18 protein-coding genes are annotated in these 20,319 nt (G+C 53.8%); 8 read left to right on the forward strand and 10 right to left on the reverse strand.

Annotated features, from left to right (window positions below):
* Nucleotides 1-9: 9 nt before the first annotated feature.
* Nucleotides 10-1,044 carry a ketol-acid reductoisomerase gene (gene ilvC / locus ACFOWX_RS04765; protein ID WP_381421833.1) on the forward strand — a complete coding sequence of 345 codons (1,035 nt, stop codon included), beginning with the start codon at nt 10-12 and terminating at the stop codon, nt 1,042-1,044.
* A 79-nt stretch (nt 1,045-1,123) separates the two neighbouring features.
* Here ilvC and ACFOWX_RS04770 read toward each other — a convergent pair whose 3' ends face one another.
* Nucleotides 1,124-1,531: a BLUF domain-containing protein gene (locus ACFOWX_RS04770; RefSeq protein ID WP_381421834.1), complete on the reverse strand. Its 408-nt coding sequence runs from the start codon at nt 1,529-1,531 to the stop codon at nt 1,124-1,126.
* Nucleotides 1,532-1,685: 154 nt separating this feature from the next.
* Here ACFOWX_RS04770 and ACFOWX_RS04775 point away from each other — a divergent pair, with 154 nt between their 5' ends.
* Entirely contained in the window at nt 1,686-1,913 is a 228-nt protein-coding gene (locus ACFOWX_RS04775; protein ID WP_381421836.1) for a hypothetical protein, read from the forward strand.
* 243 nt (nt 1,914-2,156) lie between these two features.
* Here ACFOWX_RS04775 and ACFOWX_RS04780 read toward each other — a convergent pair whose 3' ends face one another.
* The 3 genes from ACFOWX_RS04780 to leuA form a co-directional block, all read right to left on the reverse strand.
* Complete coding sequence (locus ACFOWX_RS04780; RefSeq protein WP_381421838.1) at nt 2,157-2,696, reverse strand: YHS domain-containing (seleno)protein; 540 nt, start codon at nt 2,694-2,696, stop codon at nt 2,157-2,159.
* Nucleotides 2,697-2,843: 147 nt separating this feature from the next.
* Nucleotides 2,844-3,815: an NAD(P)H-dependent flavin oxidoreductase gene (locus tag ACFOWX_RS04785; RefSeq protein WP_381421840.1), complete on the reverse strand. Its 972-nt coding sequence runs from the start codon at nt 3,813-3,815 to the stop codon at nt 2,844-2,846.
* A gap of 105 nt (nt 3,816-3,920) precedes the next feature.
* Nucleotides 3,921-5,600 (reverse strand): 2-isopropylmalate synthase, encoded by a 1,680-nt coding sequence (leuA, locus tag ACFOWX_RS04790; RefSeq protein WP_381421842.1) that lies wholly within the window; start codon nt 5,598-5,600, stop codon nt 3,921-3,923.
* 312 nt (nt 5,601-5,912) lie between these two features.
* Between leuA and ACFOWX_RS04795 the strand changes: the two genes are divergently transcribed.
* From ACFOWX_RS04795 to ACFOWX_RS04815, 5 genes are all read left to right on the forward strand, one after another.
* Nucleotides 5,913-6,440 carry a superoxide dismutase family protein gene (locus tag ACFOWX_RS04795; protein WP_381421844.1) on the forward strand — a complete coding sequence of 176 codons (528 nt, stop codon included), beginning with the start codon at nt 5,913-5,915 and terminating at the stop codon, nt 6,438-6,440.
* A 154-nt stretch (nt 6,441-6,594) separates the two neighbouring features.
* Nucleotides 6,595-7,074 carry a MerR family transcriptional regulator gene (locus ACFOWX_RS04800; RefSeq protein WP_381421845.1) on the forward strand — a complete coding sequence of 160 codons (480 nt, stop codon included), beginning with the start codon at nt 6,595-6,597 and terminating at the stop codon, nt 7,072-7,074.
* Nucleotides 7,075-7,112: 38 nt separating this feature from the next.
* On the forward strand, nt 7,113-8,915 hold the full coding sequence (locus ACFOWX_RS04805) for an acyl-CoA dehydrogenase C-terminal domain-containing protein (RefSeq protein ID WP_381421847.1): 1,803 nt from the start codon (nt 7,113-7,115) through the stop codon (nt 8,913-8,915).
* A gap of 195 nt (nt 8,916-9,110) precedes the next feature.
* Complete coding sequence (locus ACFOWX_RS04810; protein WP_381421848.1) at nt 9,111-11,159, forward strand: methyl-accepting chemotaxis protein; 2,049 nt, start codon at nt 9,111-9,113, stop codon at nt 11,157-11,159.
* Between the two features lie 187 nt (nt 11,160-11,346).
* Complete coding sequence (locus ACFOWX_RS04815) at nt 11,347-11,691, forward strand: hypothetical protein (protein WP_381421849.1); 345 nt, start codon at nt 11,347-11,349, stop codon at nt 11,689-11,691.
* Between the two features lie 99 nt (nt 11,692-11,790).
* On the opposite strand, the gene ACFOWX_RS04820 is transcribed toward ACFOWX_RS04815, so the two are convergent.
* From ACFOWX_RS04820 to ACFOWX_RS04830, 3 genes are read right to left on the reverse strand one after another with little or no spacing between them, the layout of a single operon-like run.
* Entirely contained in the window at nt 11,791-12,978 is a 1,188-nt protein-coding gene (locus ACFOWX_RS04820; protein ID WP_381421851.1) for a cell wall hydrolase, read from the reverse strand.
* A 9-nt stretch (nt 12,979-12,987) separates the two neighbouring features.
* Nucleotides 12,988-13,905: a cysteine synthase A gene (cysK, locus tag ACFOWX_RS04825; protein WP_381421853.1), complete on the reverse strand. Its 918-nt coding sequence runs from the start codon at nt 13,903-13,905 to the stop codon at nt 12,988-12,990.
* A 13-nt stretch (nt 13,906-13,918) separates the two neighbouring features.
* Complete coding sequence (locus tag ACFOWX_RS04830; protein ID WP_381421855.1) at nt 13,919-15,187, reverse strand: MFS transporter; 1,269 nt, start codon at nt 15,185-15,187, stop codon at nt 13,919-13,921.
* Between the two features lie 119 nt (nt 15,188-15,306).
* On the opposite strand from ACFOWX_RS04830, the gene ACFOWX_RS04835 reads away from it, so the two are divergent.
* Nucleotides 15,307-17,076, forward strand: coding sequence for a DUF885 domain-containing protein (locus tag ACFOWX_RS04835; protein ID WP_381421857.1), 1,770 nt, complete (start codon nt 15,307-15,309; stop codon nt 17,074-17,076).
* A gap of 84 nt (nt 17,077-17,160) precedes the next feature.
* Here ACFOWX_RS04835 and ACFOWX_RS04840 read toward each other — a convergent pair whose 3' ends face one another.
* From ACFOWX_RS04840 to ACFOWX_RS04850, 3 genes are all read right to left on the reverse strand, one after another.
* Nucleotides 17,161-18,060: a DUF4349 domain-containing protein gene (locus tag ACFOWX_RS04840; protein WP_381421859.1), complete on the reverse strand. Its 900-nt coding sequence runs from the start codon at nt 18,058-18,060 to the stop codon at nt 17,161-17,163.
* Nucleotides 18,061-18,265: 205 nt separating this feature from the next.
* Nucleotides 18,266-19,264 carry a type II secretion system F family protein gene (locus ACFOWX_RS04845; protein WP_381421861.1) on the reverse strand — a complete coding sequence of 333 codons (999 nt, stop codon included), beginning with the start codon at nt 19,262-19,264 and terminating at the stop codon, nt 18,266-18,268.
* 15 nt (nt 19,265-19,279) lie between these two features.
* Nucleotides 19,280-20,272 (reverse strand): type II secretion system F family protein, encoded by a 993-nt coding sequence (locus ACFOWX_RS04850; protein WP_381421863.1) that lies wholly within the window; start codon nt 20,270-20,272, stop codon nt 19,280-19,282.
* Nucleotides 20,273-20,319 lie beyond the last annotated feature (47 nt).

The following is a 20,319-nucleotide window of genomic DNA, read 5'->3' on the forward strand; positions in this document are numbered from 1 at the left end:
GCGAATATCATGCAAGTTTATTATGACAAAGATTGCGATCAGGCCCTGATTAAGGACAAGAAGGTCGTCATCGTCGGCTATGGCAGTCAAGGTCATGCCCATGCCCAAAATCTGCGCGACAGCGGGGTCGCCAATGTTGCTATCGCGCTGCGTCAGGGTTCGGCCACGGCGAAAAAAGCTGAGGCTGCCGGATTTAAGGTGCTCAGCAATGCCGAAGCCGCCGCTTGGGCCGATGTCGTTATGATCCTTGCACCCGATGAGCATCAGGCCGCCATCTATGCCGCCGATTATCACGATAATATGCAGGCCGGCGCCGCGCTCGCATTCGCGCATGGCCTGAATATCCACTTCGGCCTAATCGAAGCGCGCAGCGACATTGATGTGATTATGATTGCGCCAAAAGGCCCCGGCCACACTGTGCGCAGCGAATATCAAAAAGGCGGCGGCGTACCTTGCCTTGTTGCCGTGGCGCAGGAAAAGGACGGCGAAGCGGGCAATGGCTATGCCAAGGCGCTGGCGCTTTCTTATGCTTCGGCCATGGGCGGCGGGCGTAGCGGGATCATCGAAACCACGTTCCGCGAAGAATGCGAAACGGACTTGTTCGGTGAGCAAGCGGTACTATGCGGCGGTATCACGCATTTGATTCAGGCTGGTTTTGAAACGCTGACCGAAGCGGGATATGCACCAGAGATGGCCTATTTTGAATGTCTGCATGAGACAAAGCTGATCGTTGACCTTCTGTATGAAGGCGGCATTGCCAATATGCGCTATTCAATTTCCAATACGGCTGAATATGGCGATATCAAAACTGGCCCGCGGATCATTACCGAGGAAACAAAGGCAGAGATGAAGCGCGTATTGGCGGATATTCAATCCGGCCGGTTCGTAAAAGATTTCGTGCTCGATAACCGTGCGGGGCAGCCAGAATTAAAAGCTTCACGCAAAGCGGCTGAGCGTCATCCGATCGAAGAAACCGGAAAGAAATTGCGCGAAATGATGCCGTGGATTGGCGCGAATAAGCTGGTCGATAAAGAGCGAAATTAAACGGTTACGGCCAACGGCCATATGGGAGGAGCAGGGCGGTCAATTGGCCGCCCTTTTCTTTTGTAAATTGAAGTTATGCCTAAGCGACACGCCGTTCGACAAAACCCTGCAAATCTGCGGCAGTCATAATATCGATACAGCGCGTTTGTTCCATAACCTTGTGCATTTGAGCGCTTACTTCGGCAATATCATTGGTGAAGCGCAGCGCCATATCCCACTGCTCAAACTGCCGCTCCTCGCCAAATTTCTCGCTCAGCGTGACCACAGCAAAATGCCGTTTGTCCGCCTTGATACGCTGAAATGTTTCGCGCACCCGTGTCTCTTCACCTTCGAGATATTGCATGAACCGATATCCGTCGAAAATCAGCAATCCGGTGAGGCCATTTTGCTTGTTCCGCTCTGCTGCTGCCGCAGTTAACGCCCGTATCTGATCGGAGTCTTTGCTATTTTTGTCAGCGGTGCTGATATATAATAATCGCAAAAACATGTTAACACTCCAGCTTGATTTATAATCTTAAGTAGCTGAATGCCGGTTGAAAATTGGTTAACTGATTTTCAAAAAAAACGGGGCCGCCTGTTGGCCGCCCCGTAATTTCTCCATATAGGCAGCTATCAACTACCAAGTCGAAGGCTGTTAGGCCTTGGGCGAACAGCCATGCGGCTTGCACGAGGGTGCGCAAGCAGAAGCGCCGCAAGCAGAAGCAGCGCATCCAGAGGCCGCGCAAGCCGATGCAGCGCAAGCTGAAGCGGCGCAAGCCGAAGCGCCACCGGATGCCGCAGCACAGGCGCTAGCGGAACAGCTTTTTGCCTTTTTCGCTTTTTTGCTTTTTTTCTTCGACTTCGCCGCACTGCAGGCCGAACAGCCGTAGCTCGTGCAGCCGCCAGCGGCACGGCAACTTGCAAAAGCGGCTGGTGAAGCCGAAGCAGCGACCAAACCGCCGGTAACAGCCAATAAAGCGGCCCATTTACCTTTATGTGTCATAATCATTCCTCTCTTCTATCAAACTAATTACTGGTCATCGGTGTAGCTGAAGGTTTTTTGACCGACAGCATTCGGGGGGTCCCGAATTTCTTATCGCAACGGCTTGACGGCCGATTGAAGGGTTGCCTTATCAATTGGTATAATGCTCGTCGGCGTCATGGCCCGCATAGTTGATATCGCCCTTGGAAATGAAACCGGGAATATCCACTGCCCATTTTTGCGCCACGGCTTTATTGAAATTCAGGTAAAGCTTACCATCCACAATCTTGTAAACATTGGGATCGCCGGGGGCGAGGGCATCGTTGGCACCGATTGCCCAGGCGCAATAGCCGCCATATTGGGGCGCATATTTTGCGGGGTCTGCTTCAAAGGTCTTGGCATTGTCTGCATTGGCAAAACGATAATCATAACCTTGATACCGAACGGTATAGTCTGCCTTACCTTGCATAGGGGCCGATGCGTTAAAATAGCTGACCGCATCATAGCCCGAAAGTGCCAAAGTTTCGCCCGCCTCCTTGGTGTAAATGGGGCCTTTAGGCGCGCCGCCCAAACCCGCAAGAGCGGATGTTTGCGCTGCGCTTTCCTTGTTTTGAGCGGCCGCTTGGCCACCTGCGTTACTGCACGCCGCGGCAGTTGCAAGCAGCGCGATGAGAAGGGGCATTGTCTTCATTATGATGGTCCTTAAAAATCAAATTTTAAGGCCCGACCGCTCCTTAGGGGTAGGGAGGTCTATCGGCAACGACCGGGCTTGCACTATAATTCGCACCGGTCCGCTATTCGGTTTCACAAATGTTAAACTAAATTATAATCTATTCAATTAAAACAGATATTTTTTATCCAGCGCCGTCTTTGCCGCGTTATACTCGCGTTCCAAGCGGGCCACCATGTCGGCAACGGACTGAATTTCTTTAACTGCGCCAATGCCTTGGCCGCTGCCCCAAATATCCTTCCACGCCTTTGCCTCGGTATTGCCGCCTGATCCGAAATCCATCGTCGAATAATCGCCCTCGGGCAGGTTATCCGGGTCCATTCCCGCCCGTTCGATGGATTGCCGCAGATAGTTGCCATGGACGCCAGTGAACAGGTTGGAATAGACAATGTCACTGGCCTTTGCCTCGACAATATTTTCCTTATACCCATCGACCGCGCGCGCTTCATGCGTGGCGATAAAGGCGCTGCCGATATAGCCAAAGTCTGCGCCCATTGCCTGAGCTGCCAATACCGCCGCGCCATTGGCGATGGAACCAGACAGGGCGACGGGCCCATCAAACCAGTCGCGTATTTCCTGCATCAGCGCAAAAGGAGAGGTAACCCCGGCATGACCGCCCGCACCGGCGGCAACCGGGATCAAGCCGTCGGCCCCTTTTTCAACCGCTTTATGCGCGAACCGGTCATTGATAACATCATGCAGCGTAATGCCGCCCCAATCATGCACCGCCTTGTTCAAATCCTCGCGCGCGCCCAAAGAGGTGATGGTGATCGGGACCTGCCATTTGGCGCAAGTCATCAGATCCTCTTCCAACCGGTTGTTCGATTTATGCACAATCTGGTTCACTGCATAGGGCGCAGCGGGACGATCGGGATTGTCGCGGTTATGTGCGGCCAGCTCCTCGGTTATCTGATGCAACCATTCGTCCAATTGACTCGCGGGCCGGGCATTGAGTGCCGGGAAACTGCCGACAACCCCGGCCTTGCACTGAGCAATCACCAGTTCGGGCCCGGAGATGATAAATAAAGGCGAGCCGATAACCGGAAGGCGGACCGTATCAAAAATGGCGGGAAGGGGCATAGCTACTCCGGTCAGATGTTAAGTGTATGATTAAACCCTAAAGCTGAAGCGGACGGCGAAGTCAAACGGGGAAAATCCTGTATCTCGTCACTATCTGTACAGGCGTCAGGCTCCGTTCACTGCGCTCAAAATTGCGCGCACGCTCGCCGTTGCAACATCGCGGCTATTGCCGACACCATATAATAGCGGGCCGTCACCAATGCGGCATTCGACATAGGCGGCGGCACGGGCATCGGTGCCGTGGCCAATCGCATGTTCGTTATAATCGATTATCTCCAACGCGCCGCCCAGCGCCGGTTCCAGCGCATTGGCAAGCGAGCTGATCAAGCCATTGCCCCGGCCGCTGACCGTTTGTTCATTGCCATCAATGCGGATGGTGCCCGCAAAAATGCGCTCGACCCCAACGCGGGGATTGACGCTCTCGTTAAAGTCAACCAGCTCAAAACGCGCATTTTCATCGGGGATGAGATGATAGCGGTTTTGGAAGGCATCAAAAATATCCGCACTGGTCAGCTCCCGTCCTGTGGCATCGGATAGCTCTTGCACCGTCAAGCTGAAATTCGCCTGCATCCTTTTGGGAAGCTTATAGCCATAATCCTGTTCCAACACCCATGCGACGCCGCCTTTGCCCGACTGCGAATTGACGCGGATCACCGCTTCATAGCTTCGGCCCAAATCAGCGGGGTCGATGGGCAGATACGGTACTTGCCAAAGCTGATCATTGCGCTGCGCCTGTGCGGCAAAGCCTTTTTTGATCGCATCTTGATGGCTACCCGAAAAAGCGGTGAAGACAAGGTCGCCGGCATAAGGATGGCGGGGATGGACGGGTAGGTCATTGCAATGTTCGACCGTCTGGATGATCTCATCAATATTGCTGAAATCAAGTCCAGGGTGCAGCCCTTGCGTATACATATTGAGCGCCAACGTGACCAGATCGACATTACCCGTGCGCTCACCATTGCCGAACAGGCATCCTTCAATCCGGTCGGCACCGGCAAGCAGGCCAAGTTCCGCCGCAGCAATGCCGCTGCCCCTATCATTATGGGGATGCAGCGAAATGATGACGCTGTCCCGCGCCGAAATATGCGCGCACATCCATTCAATCTGATCGGCATAGATATTGGGCATTGCCGCCTCAACGGTGGCAGGCAGGTTCAATATCAGTGGTTTTTCAGGCGTAGGTTGCAGCACCGACATAACCGCCTCACATACCTCCAGACTGAAATCCAATTCGGCGGTGGAAAAGGTTTCCGGGCTATATTCGAAATGCCAATCGGTTTCGGGATATTTGGCGGCTTGCTCGGCAAGGATGCTCGCCCCTTCGATCGCAATCGCCTTCACGCCCGCTTTGTCGAGTTTGAAAACAATGTCGCGCCATGCGGGCGAGACGGCATTATATAAATGCACTATCGCTTTCTTCGACCCGGCCATGCTTTCAAATGTCCGCTCGATCAAATCGCGGCGGGACTGCGTCAGTGACTGGATAACAACATCGTCGGGCACCATCCCGCTATCGACAAGGCCGCGCACGAAATCAAAATCGGTTTGGCTCGCGCTGGGAAAGCCGACTTCTATTTCTTTGATGCCAATTTTGCACAGCAATCTGAAAAACCGCTGTTTCTTTTCAATTCCCATCGGATCAATCAGCGCTTGATTGCCATCGCGCAAATCGGTGGAGAGCCAGCGGGGCGCAGCGGTGATGCTGTTATTCGGCCAGCTGCGGCTGGGCAAATCAACCTGCGGGAAAGGACGATATTTCTGAGATGGATCGGAAAGCATGGTCATGATATTCGCAATTCTACTAAAAATCGGGCGGCTATGCGCCCTGTTGCAGCTATTTTCTGGATTTGAAAACCCTTAGGCGGGTGAGCGGCATTGATAATCCGCTAACAGTGCCACGCCTAAGGGCGTGTAAGTCGCAGGTGTAGCGGCAGGGCGAATTTATGCTTCATCGGCAACATCGTTAGCCATATATTATACCAAAGGTCTAGCCCTTTATTTTCGGCTTATTGCTTTATCACTGAAAATTTGCCGGTAACCCTTTTCTATTGGCATTTATCCGCTACACTTGGGCCGAGACGTTTTGGGAGACAATTTATGCATAAATTTATGGCTTTAGGCGCGGTGGCAATGCTCGCGGCCTGTGGTTCGGTATCCGAGCCAGCAAAAGAGGCACCTGTCGTTGCGACCGCCAAATTGATGCGCGGCGATGCGGAGGTCGGGACAGTGACGCTGACGCAAAAAGGCGAAAATGCCGAAATGTCTTTCCGCGTTGAAGGCTTGCCAACGGGTGGATATGGATTTCACATCCACGAAACCGGTAAATGTGAAGGTCCTGATTATAAAAGCGCGGGCGGCCATTGGAACCCGGCGGGCAAAGAACATGGTCTTGAAAATCCCAAAGGCGCGCATGCCGGTGACCTACCCAATTTGGCAGGTGTCGATGGTCAGGTTACCCGGCTAGAGCGGTCGTTGACGGGGTTAAAGATCACAGGAGAAGGCGGCATGATGGACGCCGACGGCGCGGCGATTATGATCCACGCCAAGCCTGACGATAACAAGACCGATCCCAGCGGCGAAAGCGGCGACCGAATTATCTGCGGTGTTTTTGAACTGGAAAAATAAGTGAATGCTGACGGGGCAGGGTGGTTTATCACTTCTCACCCCGTCAGCTGTCCTGATGAAGAAGGCGAAATGTCTGAGCCTGTTGACAAGGTTTACAGTAGCCTCTTGACGTTTACGCAAACGTAAAGTAAAAGCATGGCATAAGGAACAAGCCATGGACCAAGTGAATTTGTTGAAAAAATCGGAAGATAGCAGGCGTGCGGACGCCACCATCGATACGCCGGACGAATTGAATCGAGAAACATTTTCCATATCCGATTTGTCTGCCGAATTTGACGTGACTGCTCGTGCGCTGCGCTTCTATGAAGATCAGGGCCTGATTGCGCCGGAACGGCACGGGCTAACCCGCATATATTCAAAGCGGGACCGGGCCCGGCTCGCGTGGATATTGCGAGCCAAGCGCGTGGGTTTCTCTTTGGCGGAAATTCGCGAGATGATTGACCTTTATGATTTGAATGACGGCCGCAATATTCAGCGCCGCGTGACAATCGAAAAATGTAAAGAGCGGATCAAATTACTGACCGCGCAGCGCGACGATATCGAAAGCGCGATTGATGAATTGACCGAATTTGTCTCGGTCGTTGAAACAGTTGAGGCTGAAGAGACAGCTGTTTCCAAGAAGAAAACTGCGTAAATATTACCCCTTTCCATTTCTATTTTCAGGAGTGAGTGATGCCACAATATCAAGCCCCCGTTAACGACAGCAAATTCATTATCAACGAAGTCCTCGGAATTGACCGTTTTTCAAACCTGCCCGGTTTTGAAAATGCGACCGCCGATATGATCGACGCGATTTTGACCGAGGGCGGCAAATTCGTGGAAAATGTTCTATTCCCGCTTAACCAAGTCGGCGATCTGGAAGGCTGCACCCGCCATGAAGATGGCAGCGTCACAACTCCCACAGGTTTTAAAGAAGCCTATGCGCAATATTGCGAGGCTGGCTGGGGCACATTATCGGCACCCGAAGAATTTGGCGGTCAAGCCATGCCGCATATCATCAGCATGGCGTTTGAAGAATTTATGGCAAGCTCCAACATGGCCTTTGCTATGTATCCCGGCCTGACCCATGGGGCGATATCGTCGATCCTTGCGAAAGGGAGCGACGAGCAAAAAGCGAAATACGTGCCCAATATGGTGTCGGGCAAATGGGGCGGCACGATGAACCTGACGGAGCCGCATTGCGGCACTGATCTCGGCCTGATCCGCACCAAAGCCGTTCCCAATGGCGATGGTTCGCATGCGATCACCGGAACCAAGATTTTCATCAGTTCTGGTGAGCATGACATGACCGAAAATATCATCCATCTGGTGCTCGCCAAAACCCCCGATGCGCCGGATAATGTGAAGGGCATTTCGCTATTCATCGTGCCCAAATTCTTGGTCAATGACGATGGCAGTTTGGGTGAGCGCAACACTCTGTCTTGCGGGTCCATCGAACATAAAATGGGTATTCACGGCAATTCGACTTGCGTGATGAATTATGACGGCGCGGTGGGCTATTTGGTTGGAGAAGAGAATAAGGGCCTTGCCGCCATGTTCATCATGATGAACGTCGCCCGTTTGGGCGTTGGACAACAGGGCCTTGGCATTGCGGAAGTCGCTTATCAAAATGCAGTGCATTATGCCAACGATCGGCGTCAGGGCAGGGCGCTGACCGGTCCCAAAGACACCAGTGAAAAGGCCGACACTTTATTTGTGCATCCCGATGTGCGCCGGATGCTGATGGATGCAAAGGCGTTTACCGAAGGTTTCCGGGCGCTATGTCTATGGGGCGCGTTGCAGGCGGATTTAATTCACAAGGCGCAGACGGAAGAAGACCGGCAAATGGCCGATGACCTCCTGTCGCTCCTGACACCTGTTATCAAAGGTTATGGCACCGACAAAGGATATGAAATCGCCACCAACGCACAGCAGGTTTATGGCGGTCATGGCTATATTGGCGAATGGGGCATGGAACAATATGTCCGCGATGCCCGGATCACCATGATTTATGAAGGCACAAATGGCGTGCAGGCGATGGACCTTGTTGGACGTAAGCTGGCGCAAAATGGCGGCCGCGCGGTGCAGGCTTTGTTCAAAGTGGTTGATGAAGAATGCGCAGCGGCCAAATCCAATGACAAGCTATCCGATCTGGCCGAGCGGTTGGAAAAAGCCAATGGTGAGTTGAAGGATGCGACCATGTGGTTCATGCAAAATGGAATGGCTAATCCTGATAATGTGGGGGCAGGCGCGCATCATTATATGCATATCATGGGTATTGTCGCGCTTGGTTTGCAATGGCTGCGTATGTCGGATGCCGCGCTTCGGGCGCTGGATGCAGGTACGGGCAATGCCAAATTTTACGAGGCAAAGCTGGTCACTGCACGCTATTTCACAGAACGCTTCATTCCAGAAGCAGGCGCTCTACGCCGCAAAATTGAGGCAGGCAGCGAAGCGATTATGGCGCTGGAGCCAGAAATGTTCGCCGTCGCATAATAGACTTTCAAACGAGGCTGCTTAAGCGGCCCGTTCATAAACGCTTCGCCACAGGAATCCCGGGGGCATTTTCGGGATCAGTATGGCGGAGCGTTTTTTATCAATAGGCTCCAAATTTATACGCCATTTCAGGGCGCTATTATAAATAATTTTACATTAACCATATGGTAAGCGCGCCGGATTATTCGGTTATCCATGGGTAATAAAATCTTCTTGGCCGTTCGCGCGAAATTCCTTGGTTTATCGATTGGCTGGACATTGTCGCTGATCCTGCTGCTCGGTTTGATTCCGGCATTGGTGATGGGCAATTACTTTGTCGCTGATAAAATGGTAGAAACGGATAGTGTCGAACGTGAGCTGATCGGGTTGGACCTTTTGCGGCAAATTCAGCCAGTTGATCAAATGATAGCGCATAGCTCGGAAGATACAGGCCTGCGCGCTGCTGAGGCGAAAAAGGCCCATGCCACTCTCAAACGGATTGTTGACGAGGGTGCCACTGTGCAGCGGTTGAACAGCGTCAAAACCGCTGACGCCGTTTTGCGAGTCTTGGACGCGATGAAAAATGGCATCGACACCGATGGCCGCCGCGAGATGGACAATTTCATCCGGCGCATTGGTAATCAATCCGGGCTATTGCTCGATTCAGAGATTGATAGCCGTTATTTGGCCAATATGGTGTTGCTGCGGTCTCGCGAAGTCGCCCGCGCCGGGCATGAGCTGGAGGCGGCCTATCCCGATATAACGGGCCCCCGTGATCCGCTTTACCTGATCTTGCGGCACAAGCTGGCATCATCAGCGGCGGATTTACAAAATTCGATGACCAACGCGATTGAAGGTGATCCGTCCGGTGATCTCGCCCGCGGTAAAGCCATGGAGACATTGAACGCTGTTGTTTCAGAAGTGAATAGTATCACGCAGAGCAAACAGATCGGTCAAAGTCACGAGCGGCTGCATCAATTGCTCGAGAAAAACTGGATGGCGACCAGCAACGCCCTTCAGGTGAGCCTGCAACAGCGGCAGCAATCCATCAAGACCGAGCTATATGCCGGCCTGATCGCGTGTGTAATTGCGGTTGTGATCGTTGCGTTAATGGCGGGCCTTCTTATCTCTGCGCTCACGTCGGGCATGCGCAGCATCAGCGCCCGGCTCGGCGATTTGTCCGAAGGCGACTATCTGTCTCCCGTGCCTTGCGCTGAATTTACCAATGACATCGGAATTATCGCAGGCGCGTTGCAAGATTTTATCGACATGAGCGGTGCATTTGAAAATGAACGCAGGCGCTCACAACAGGAACTGGAACGGGTTGTAGCTGACGTGAAGGCGCAGAATGAACAATTGCTCGCTGACGCGTTACAACAGCAAGCTGAGGCCAGCATATTGGAGCGGCAAATGGTCGCGCGGCTGGCAGCGGATTTGGAGACACAGGTATCGGGATTGCTCGCACAGTCGGGCGTTTCTGCCGCGCAAATGAAGCAAGAAGCCGCCGCCATGGCGGGCAGCGTCGATGGCGTGCAAAAGGAATCCAACGCCGCCGCTAAAGCAGCAAAAGAAATTCGCACCGCAGTGCAAAATGTAGTGCCGACAGTGGAAACGGTATCTGGGGAACTTAGCCGCTATACCCAATCGCTCGGCGATGCGCGCAGCCTTGCTAATGATGCTGTCGACCGTGTGGGCAAAGCCAACCAGAAAATCTCCGAATTTGACCAAGCAACGAAAAATGCCGCAAAAATGTTGCAGACAATTACCGCCGTTGCACATCGTACCAATATGCTGGCGCTAAATGCGTCGATTGAAGCGATGCGTGTTGGCGAGGCGGGTCAGGGTTTCATGGTGGTTGCAGGCGAGGTTAAGGCGCTGGCGCGTTCCACCCGCAATACCGCCCATGAAATTGCGCAGCAAATAGCGGCGATGGAAGGCGCAAATCAATCGGTCACGGCGGCTTTTGATGAGGTGCTGCAGGTCGTCAATATATTGGCCAGCCGGTCGGTGAGTGTCGCGGGCGGGATGGATGAACAGGCCGCCGCAATTGCGAGAGTGGAAAGCGCGATACAACAGGCAACCGCTGCGCTTTCCCATTTGGTAGACCGCGTGAGCTCTGCCGATATATCGGCGGAATCGGCGAAGCAAAAGACACAAGAGATGCTAAGCGCCAGTGAAAATGTGTCGGTGAATTTCGGGCAGCTGGACGGCACGGTCCGCGACTTTCTCGGCAATATTCAAAATGCGCAGGCCAAGGCAGCCTAAGAGTGCGGAACCATCCGAAACGGAGTATCGGGTCAGATACTAACGCCGAAAAGCCGCCCAAATGCTGGATTGCGACGAGCCGTTAGCCCTTTGCACGGCTCTTATGGTCGAATTGCGCTGGCTATGATGACCAAGCTTGTCATAGTGATCAAATCAAACAGGGGGTTGGCTTTTTAAGGAGCAACCAATGTTGAAACCAACCCTGAGGGTCGCACTCTCAACTCCGTTAATTGCAATAGCAATGATCGGCATTTCTGGAAATGCTACCGCCGCAATAGGCGGGCAGGATTCACCGGAAGAACCAATGGCGAAAGACGCGCCGAATTCAGACAGCGCCGTACCGGCCCCCACCATCGACACCAACAGCGATGGCAAACCCGATGCCTGGGATAGGGACGGGAATGGTGTTCCCGATGCCTGGGACACGAACGATGATGGCAAGCCTGATTTGGTGGATAATGACGGCGATGGCCGCCCGGATAATGGCGAAGGACCGCCGCCAGCCGAAGAGGCAGAGCAGCCACAACGCTGATCGTTATTTTTGCGATAGAGGGGCAGTTTAACTCGCCGGGGTCTCTGGTCAGCCCCGGCGATTTTTTGCGCGCCCAAAACGGATGTTTGCAATCTGCCTTTATCGTTTCATACATTGCCGCTTGTCTTTGCGCGGATAAATGGTGCAATTCCACAGCGCCTTTTCAAAGCCATTTTTTTCATCGCGTAAATAGCTGAAGACCATCGAATTGCGTCCCGCTTCGCCAATCTCTCCTACCTCCGGGACGCTTCCCCCATCGAGCCATCCCATGATTTTGCAGTAGCTTTTGCCAGCACATTTCGCGTTGGCGAGCGCGAGATATTCCTCGGCATTGCCCGATGCTGACAATAGCATGCGGGTTGATTTTCCGGCATTGACTTCTTTTTTGGCGGGCGTGAAGGTCCCTGTATAACGGTTGTTTTCGTCCATAATGATACCATTGGGCAGCGCGCCATTTCCGGGACCGTTATCAGCAATATTTTCGGCGGCTTCCCCCGGCAATGTCATGTCGGCGCTGCGGTGAAACAGAGATATTGGGGCCAGCTTCGCCACCAATGGCTCATACCCGCTGATTGTTCGCCGATAGGCGGCGGGCCGCCCCCATCCGCCCGGCCAGCGAAAGAATAAATGCGTGCCGACCGACGTGATTTTTTCCAGACTATCACTCCAATAAGGAACAACCCAGTCCGTATGATAATGGGTGGCAAGGCCAACGGGCGCGTAGACATTGCCCATAAGCGCCGAGCTTGCAATTTGCCGCGCGGCTCCCCAGGCAGCGCCGCTATAGCGCCGTGCCAACGCGCCGTCACAGGTGAAGGTAAACTGACATCCCGTCCGCCGCTCACTACCCTGAAATACGACCCCGCAAATGGATTTAGGAAAAGCCGGGTGGCGAGCGCGGTTGATGACAACCTGCGCAACCGCACGTTGACCGGTGGCGTCATTGCCTGCTTCATATAGAACGGCAGCAGTCAGGCAGTCGGTTGCGCGGGCCAGTGCGGCGGCATCGCCCGCAAATTGAAAGGGCGATGCCGGAGGATTGGGCGCAGCGGAAAAAGGAATTTCGGCGTTAATCGCCTGCGCATCTTTTGCCGCCAATGGTTTAAACGCAACCGGTTCAATGGCGGGCGGCGGTATGGCCATGCGCGCCTCATTATCAGCCGCTGTTTCATTTTTGCCGCCATATTCCCCGGTTGGTTTCGCCAGCAACAAGGCGGCAAGACAGGCGGTGACGAGCGCCGCAGGGGCAGCGATCCCCAAACGGTATCTGGCGCTATTGCTGATCAATCTATTGCCCTAGCTTTCTGGTAGGAAATCGGGAACCGACAGATATCTTTCGCCCGTATCATAGTTGAAGCCCATAATCCGTTTGCCGGAAAGTTCGGGCAATTTTTGCGCAATCGCCGCCAGCGTCGCGCCCGATGATATGCCGACCAGCATCCCTTCTTCTGCGGCGGAGCGGCGGGCCATTTCCTTTGCATCTTCGGGGTCAACAGTGATCGCGCCGTCAATCGAGCCAGTGTGCAAATTACCGGGGATAAAGCCGGCGCCAATGCCTTGAATCGGATGGGGTCCAGGTTGCCCGCCGCTGATGACCGGAGAGCCAGCTGGTTCAACCGCATATACTTTCAAATGCGGCCAATGTTTTTTAAGCTCCTCTGCGCAGCCGGTAATATGGCCGCCCGTGCCAACGCCGGTAATCATAACGTCAATGGGGGAGTCGGCGAAATCGGCCAGTATTTCCTGCGCTGTGGTGCGGATGTGGACGGCCACGTTGGCGGGATTGTCAAACTGCTGCGGCATCCATGCGCCGGGCGTGTTTTCGGTCAGCTCAATGGCGCGTTCGATTGCGCCTTTCATGCCTTTTTCCTTTGGCGTCAGGTCGAAACTTGCGCCATAGGCCAGCATTAAACGGCGGCGTTCGAGCGACATGGATTCGGGCATGACCAAAATCAGCTTATAGCCCTTCACCGCCGCCGCCATCGCAAGGCCAACGCCGGTATTGCCCGATGTCGGCTCGATAATCGTTCCACCGGGCTGCAAATCGCCATTCTGCTCCGCAGCCTCAATCATGGCCAGACCGATCCGGTCCTTAATCGAACCGCCGGGATTGGCGCGTTCGGATTTAATCCACACTTCGGCATCGCCAAATAAGCGGTTGATCCGGATATGCGGCGTGTTGCCGATTGTTTCGAGGATCGTTTGGGCTTTCATAGGGCAGTTTCCTTTATGCTTTTTTGTCGCCGTTTTGCAGCTCCGGCGGGGGATCAAATGTCTTGGCAGCGCCCAATTCGGGGAATAAACGCGACCAGAATCCGGTTACGACTATAGCAGCTGTGCCGCCCGCGACAATGGCCACTATCGGCCCAACAAACACCGCCAATGCGCCGGTGAAGGCGTCGCCCAATTCATTCGATGCGCTGATCGTCATCTGGCTGACGGCGCCGACGCGGCCGCGTTTGTCATCGGGGGTGTATAGCTGGATGAGCGTGGAACGAATGAACACGCCGAACATATCCGCTGCGCCGCATAGCGCAAGGCATAGCATCGAAAGCGGCAAGAGCGGCGATAGTCCAAACCCAATCGTGCCAAGTCCGAATATTGCCATCGCGGCTAGCATTTTATTGCCCACATTATGCGCCAGCGGGCGATAGGAAAACCAAGCCGCAACGATCGCAGCACCCACAGCAGGCGAAGCGGCGAGCAGCGACAGGCCGGTTTCGTCCGCATGCAATATATCCTTCGCAAATACCGGGATCATTGCCTGCGCACCTGCCAAAAACATCACCATCAAATCCAGCGAGATTGCGCCCAGCACCAACTTGTTGGTCCAGACATAGGCCATGCCATCGGCCACTTGCCGCATTGGCCCCTTGCTGCGATCAATATGGCTGCGCGCGACAGGGCCGATGCGCATCATCGCGGTAAAGGATAGGGCATATAAACCAGCACAGATGATATAGGGCAGGGCGTCGTTGACCTTATATAACGGCCCCGCCAGCCCCGGCCCGATAATGACACCCACTTGCCAAGCGATCGTCGATAGCGCGATGGCGCGCGGCAATGAAGCGGCGGGGACCAGATTGGGGGTCAGCGCGGTCATCGCAGGGCCGATAAAGGCGCGGCAAATGCCAAGCAGCACCGAAATGGCATAAATCGCATAAAGCGTTATGTGCCCCGTGACGGTCAGCAGCGCCAGCGTGGCCGCTATCCCAAATTGCGCGAACAGCACCGTCCGAGCGATCCAGCGCCGGTCAAGCCGGTCGGCGACCCAACCGACAAGCGGCGTGAGGATGAATAAAGGTACGAATTGCAGCAGGCCGAGCAAGCCCAATATCCCGGCCGAAGCCGCCACCCCCATATCGGCTCTCGCCAGATTATAGGCTTGCCATCCGATAATCAGCATCATTGCATATTGCGACAGCATCGATGCAAAGCGGGAGAACCACAAATAGCGGAAATTCGCGATAGTGAGCGGATGGGGGGCGTCGGTCATTGTTTTTGCGCCTAACCGCTTGTCGTTGGTCAGGCAATGGCAGATGTTCGTCAAAAAGATTCTGGCGCTAGCTTCCTGACTGGTGCAAACACGGCGTCTGGAAATTTTGGGAGAGTAAGATGAAGTTACGGTATCTGTTGGTCGCCACCTCTATCGCTGCCTTAGCGGTCACAGGGGCCTGTAAAAAAGTAGATGATGGCGCCGCCGCTCCGGCTGACGTAAAAAGCGATGGTAGTGCTTGGGGTAGCTATATGGAAACATTCCTCAACGGCTATTTCCCCATCAACCCAAGCTTCGCCATTTATCAAGGACGGCATGAATTTGACGGGCAGATCGCGGATTTTTCCGAGAACGGTTTGAAAGCCGCCATTGATTACCGAAAAAAAGCCATTGCCGATGCGCAGGCGATTGACGAAGCCAGCCTGTCCGATGCCCAGAAATTTGAACGCCAATATCTGATCAACACAATGCAGGGCGAGCTATTCTGGTTAGAGGAGGCGGATCAACCGCATAAAAACCCCGCTTTCTATGTCGGTGCCCTGGATCCCAGCGTCTATATCGCGCGGCCCTATGCCGATGCCGAAACGCGGATGAAGGCCTTCATCAAATATTTGGGTAATATTCCGACCGCAGCGGATCAGATTAAGGCCAATTTGAAACTGCCCTTACCGGCGACTTTTGTGAAATATGGCGCAGCAGGTTTTGGCGGTTTTGCCACCAGCTATACCGGCGATGCCAAAGCGGCATTTGCCGAGGTGAAGGACGATAAGCTGCAGGCGGAATATGACGCAGCGGCGGCCAAGGCAGCGGCGGCCATGAACGACCTTGCCGCCTATATTCAGTCGCAGCCAGGAACGGCGGGCGGATATGAATTAGGCGCTCAGAAATTTGCCGATATGGTCAAAAAAACCGAGGGCGTTGATTTATCGCTAGCGGAGCTGACCGCCATTGGTCAGGCCGATTTGAAACGCAATCAGGCCGCCTTGGCCGATGTGTGCACCCGCTATGCCCCCGGTGCAACGATGCAGGCTTGTATGGATAAGATGAGCGCCAATAAAGCCGCCGACGGACCGGTCGCTGAGGCCCGCCGTCAATTGCCGCCGCTGAAAAAATTCCTGATCGATAAGGATTTGGTGTCTATCCCCGGCACCGAAGAGGCAAAGGTAGAGGAATCGCCCCCCTATAACCGTCAGAATTCAGCCTATATCGACATACCGGGACCGTTTGAGAAAGGTTTGCCCAGCGTTTATTATATCAGCCCGCCGGATCCCGCATGGGACAAGAAAACACAGGATGAATTTGTCCCCGGAAAAGCCGATCTGCTCGGTACGTCGGTGCATGAAATATGGCCCGGGCATTTCTTGAATTTCCTGCACGCCAATCGCGCCAAGTCGCTGTTTGGCCGTTTGTTCGTTGGCTATGGTTTTGCCGAAGGCTATGCCCATTATACCGAAGAGTTGATGAACGAAGCGGGCCTGCCCGAAAGCGGCGTGATGGAAGGGCTGACCCCCGATGAAATCCGCGTCGGGCAAATCAGCAACGCATTGCTGCGCAATTGCCGATATTTGTCCGCTATTGGTTTGCATAGCGGGACGATGAGCGTCGAACAGTCGAAGCAGTTTTTCATGAAAGAATGCTATCAGGTAGAAGGCACTGCGATCCAGCAATCGTCGCGCGGTACCTATGATCCGGCATATCTGAATTACACGCTCGGCAAATTGATGATCAAACAATTGCGCGACGATTGGACAAAGGGTGACAAGACAAAATGGAAGGCATTCCATGACGAATTTCTATCCTATGGCGGACCGCAAATTCCCATGGTGCGTCAAGCAATGATGAAGGAAAATGCACCGCGCGCCGTTTTCCCCTCCGCTGTATCACAATAATTGCGGCGATTGGCCGCACCGGTGCATTCCCCTACGCCGGTGCGGCCCGCCCGCCTGTCCGCCTGTCCGCCTGTCCTCAGGGCGTCAGTCAATCTGCGACAATTGTTTGTCTTTGCGGCTGATCCAATTGCGGACGGCTACACCCCATTTAGAACGGGCCAGCAGGATGAATAGGAATATCAATATCGCCCAAGGCAGCAATACGCCTATGGCCATAATGATGAAGCTGCCCATGGTCACAAAGCTGGAAACCGATGTGTCAAATGCCCCCGCCAGTGGATTGCGGCCAAGCCCGGCAATGCCTTCGCCGCCCGAATAGGAAAATTCCATTGGCGTAGTGGCCAGACTGGCTTCGCCTTGACGGCGGCTTTCGCTCTCGCTCGACAATTGCTGGTTTAGCTGATTAACCTGTTGTTGTAATTCGGTGCGCTCGCGGTCCCCAAGACCTTTGGCGGCTAACCGGGCTTCGAGCCGTTTGATTTCCGCGTTTACGTCGCTGCTGCGCCTTTGTGACGCGCTGATTTCGCTGCCAACATCGGTGCCGCTAATTTCGCTATCGACTAAAATCCCTTTGGCCTTTTCCACGGAGCTGATCGCGTCTTTTCCAAATTTACGGGCGATGATGGGATCGAGTTTGAAGGCAAGAAAGGCTTCGACCTCGTCCTCGTCGATTAACTGATACCGCATACCCGTGATCCGGCAACGCGATATGCCGAGCGCTTCGCAGGCGGCGGCGTGGACTTCTTGGACTGCGGCAATTTTCTCATCGGGTATTCGAAAAGCATAGCGATAGTTAAAGGCAACACCGGGGGCAGCGGTAGGGGATATTCCCGGAGCGCGCATGGCCGCGGGCTCCGGTGCGACGTCCGCCACCTGGTCGGCGGTACTATAATTTTCCGGCGCTGCTTCTTCGTTCGAGTTTTGCGAACAGCCTGCGATCAAAAGGCAGCTTGCGCCCATGATAAGCCAATGTTTCTTCATCATTTAACCCTCCTAAAACGACTCGATAGTCGGCATATGTAATATTGTATCATTTTGACAATGCAACCATTTGTCGATGAATAGTAACGGTTCGGCGCAACATATGGATGCAAAAATATAATGGAGGCGAAAAAAAGGCGGGAGATATTTCGCTCCCGCCTTTGTTTTTCGATGATGTCCGCTCGGGCTGGAGCGCTATTTGCTGTCCTTAAAACGCGTCGCTGATCGAGCAGGCAGCAGGGCCAAGAATAACGATAAACAGCGTCGGCAAGATGAATAGGATCAACGGGATCGTCATGATCGCTGGCAGGCGGGCCGCTTTTTCTTCGGCGCGCATCATACGGTCATTTCGAAACTCAGCCGACAACACGCGCAGCGCAGAGGCAAGCGGCGTACCATATTTTTCGGTCTGGATCATGGTCGTAACCACGCCTTTGACCGCGTCCAAATCAACCCGGTAAGCCAGATTTTCAAATGCCATTCGCCGTTCGGTCAAAAACCCGAGCTCAATCGCGGTCAAAGCAAATTCGTCGCCAAGCTCAGGATAGCCGCGGCCCAATTCTTTGGCCACGCGGTTAAAGGCAGTGTCAACGGTTAGACCGGCCTCGGCGCAGATGACCAGAAGGTCAATCGCATCAGGCAGGCCTTTGCGAATGGCGTCGGTCCGTTTCGCAACCAAATTGTTTACGTAAATATCGGCGGCTTTATAGCCAAGAATGGTAGCAGTGGCGAACACTGCGAATTTTTTGAACGGCGTCCAATCAGCAAGCCCGCCGAGACCATATAACCATAATGCCACCGACCCGCCCAAGATTATCGGCATGACCAAACGGCTGAAAATGATGATGACGGCCAATTCCTTGCGGCGAATACCGGCCTGGGCAAGCCGTTGCTGCGCAAGTTTAATCTGGTCTTCTTGCAGCACCTTCATCGACGAGAGCCAGCTGCGCATTTTGTCGGTGGTGTCGGAATTGCGAACCAGCTTCGCGCGTTTTTTCGCGGTCGATGCGGTGATACCTGCCTTTAACTGTTCGCGTCGTTCGTTCAGCGCCTTGACCCGTTTAGCCATGGGGTCCTTCACGGTAACTGCGGCATAGATGGCGAGCATCACTGCGCCGCAAGCTATAGCCGCAAGAAATGTCGCGACATAGTAAACATCAACGCCGTATAGTTCCGGCCGCGCATTGGAGGATATGGTAAAAAGCATATTGATAGCCTCCATTTAAATTTCGAAACTGACCATTTTGGCCATGATGCCGACACCGATGCCCATCCAGACCATGCCGATGAGACCGGCGATCAATAGGCGTGGTTCAAAAAATTTATCGGCTTCATCAAAAGTCACAAAGCCATATAGATATTCAGGGTTCACCGTCCAAACCATGCCAAATACGAAAAAGGGCAGGGAGCCGACGATATAAGCCGACGCTTTTGATTCCGATGACATCGCCCGGATTTTCAATTTCATCTGAGCGCGTTTCCGAAGCACATCGGCAAGGTTGGCAAGCGTTTCCGCAAGGTTACCACCGGTTTCGCGCTGAATGGCCAGGGTGATAACGAAAAACTGAAATTCAGGCGTACCCAGGCGGTCCGCCGTTTCCTGCAAAGCATCTTCCATCGGCTTACCGATTTTGATTTTTTCAGTGACCAGCTTAAATTCTTCACCGACGGGGCCAGGAATTTCTTTGGCAACCACCATCAAAGTTTCGCCAACCGGCAAACCCGATTTCAGACCGCGAACCAGCAATTCAATCGCATCGGGAAAGCTGCTAGTGAAATTATTCAGCCGCTTGTTGATCAAAAAACCAATGACCATATGCGGGACGCCCAGCGCCATTAACAAGCCAACAGCAGCGCCTAGCGCAACGGGAGCGCCCTTCACGATGATTAAACCAGCAACAACAACGCCAAGCGCAAGCGACGCGTATAAATATTGCTGCAGCGTCCATTGTTTGCCGGTTTGAGCAATGCGTAAGCGAAGCCGGTCAGCGCGGCTTATATCTTGGCCTTGTGTGTAAACCATTGGCCTGCGTGAAGCGATGGCCTTTTTCATCTGAGCTTCTACGCGGACGTTGTCGCTGTCCGAATGGCGTAATTTTAACGCACCCATACGGCGCATGCTTGCCTTGGCACTGGATGGCCCGGCAAAAGCGAGAACCAAAAGCGCCAGACATAATATCATGCCAATAACAACGATCATCATCTGCATATTCATAAGATTCTGCTCTGCGAATTATTGGCGATCCTCATCGGCCCCGATGC

The sequence above is a fragment of the Sphingorhabdus arenilitoris genome, from assembly GCF_042651485.1.
Lineage (GTDB): Bacteria > Pseudomonadota > Alphaproteobacteria > Sphingomonadales > Sphingomonadaceae > Sphingorhabdus_B > Sphingorhabdus_B arenilitoris.

Excerpts from the sequence above, each read along its gene's own strand:
- ilvC (WP_381421833.1), top strand. The coding sequence starts at position 10 with ATGCAAGTTTATTATGACAAAGATTGCGATCAGGCCCTGATTAAGGAC.
- ACFOWX_RS04770 (WP_381421834.1), bottom strand. The coding sequence starts at position 1,531 with ATGTTTTTGCGATTATTATATATCAGCACCGCTGACAAAAATAGCAAA.
- ACFOWX_RS04780 (WP_381421838.1), bottom strand. The coding sequence starts at position 2,696 with ATGAAGACAATGCCCCTTCTCATCGCGCTGCTTGCAACTGCCGCGGCG.
- ACFOWX_RS04785 (WP_381421840.1), bottom strand. The coding sequence starts at position 3,815 with ATGCCCCTTCCCGCCATTTTTGATACGGTCCGCCTTCCGGTTATCGGC.
- leuA (WP_381421842.1), bottom strand. The coding sequence starts at position 5,600 with ATGACCATGCTTTCCGATCCATCTCAGAAATATCGTCCTTTCCCGCAG.
- ACFOWX_RS04795 (WP_381421844.1), top strand. The coding sequence starts at position 5,913 with ATGCATAAATTTATGGCTTTAGGCGCGGTGGCAATGCTCGCGGCCTGT.
- ACFOWX_RS04800 (WP_381421845.1), top strand. The coding sequence starts at position 6,595 with ATGGACCAAGTGAATTTGTTGAAAAAATCGGAAGATAGCAGGCGTGCG.
- ACFOWX_RS04805 (WP_381421847.1), top strand. The coding sequence starts at position 7,113 with ATGCCACAATATCAAGCCCCCGTTAACGACAGCAAATTCATTATCAAC.
- ACFOWX_RS04810 (WP_381421848.1), top strand. The coding sequence starts at position 9,111 with ATGGGTAATAAAATCTTCTTGGCCGTTCGCGCGAAATTCCTTGGTTTA.
- ACFOWX_RS04815 (WP_381421849.1), top strand. The coding sequence starts at position 11,347 with ATGTTGAAACCAACCCTGAGGGTCGCACTCTCAACTCCGTTAATTGCA.
- cysK (WP_381421853.1), bottom strand. The coding sequence starts at position 13,905 with ATGAAAGCCCAAACGATCCTCGAAACAATCGGCAACACGCCGCATATC.
- ACFOWX_RS04830 (WP_381421855.1), bottom strand. The coding sequence starts at position 15,187 with ATGACCGACGCCCCCCATCCGCTCACTATCGCGAATTTCCGCTATTTG.
- ACFOWX_RS04835 (WP_381421857.1), top strand. The coding sequence starts at position 15,307 with ATGAAGTTACGGTATCTGTTGGTCGCCACCTCTATCGCTGCCTTAGCG.
- ACFOWX_RS04840 (WP_381421859.1), bottom strand. The coding sequence starts at position 18,060 with ATGATGAAGAAACATTGGCTTATCATGGGCGCAAGCTGCCTTTTGATC.
- ACFOWX_RS04845 (WP_381421861.1), bottom strand. The coding sequence starts at position 19,264 with ATGCTTTTTACCATATCCTCCAATGCGCGGCCGGAACTATACGGCGTT.
- ACFOWX_RS04850 (WP_381421863.1), bottom strand. The coding sequence starts at position 20,272 with ATGAATATGCAGATGATGATCGTTGTTATTGGCATGATATTATGTCTG.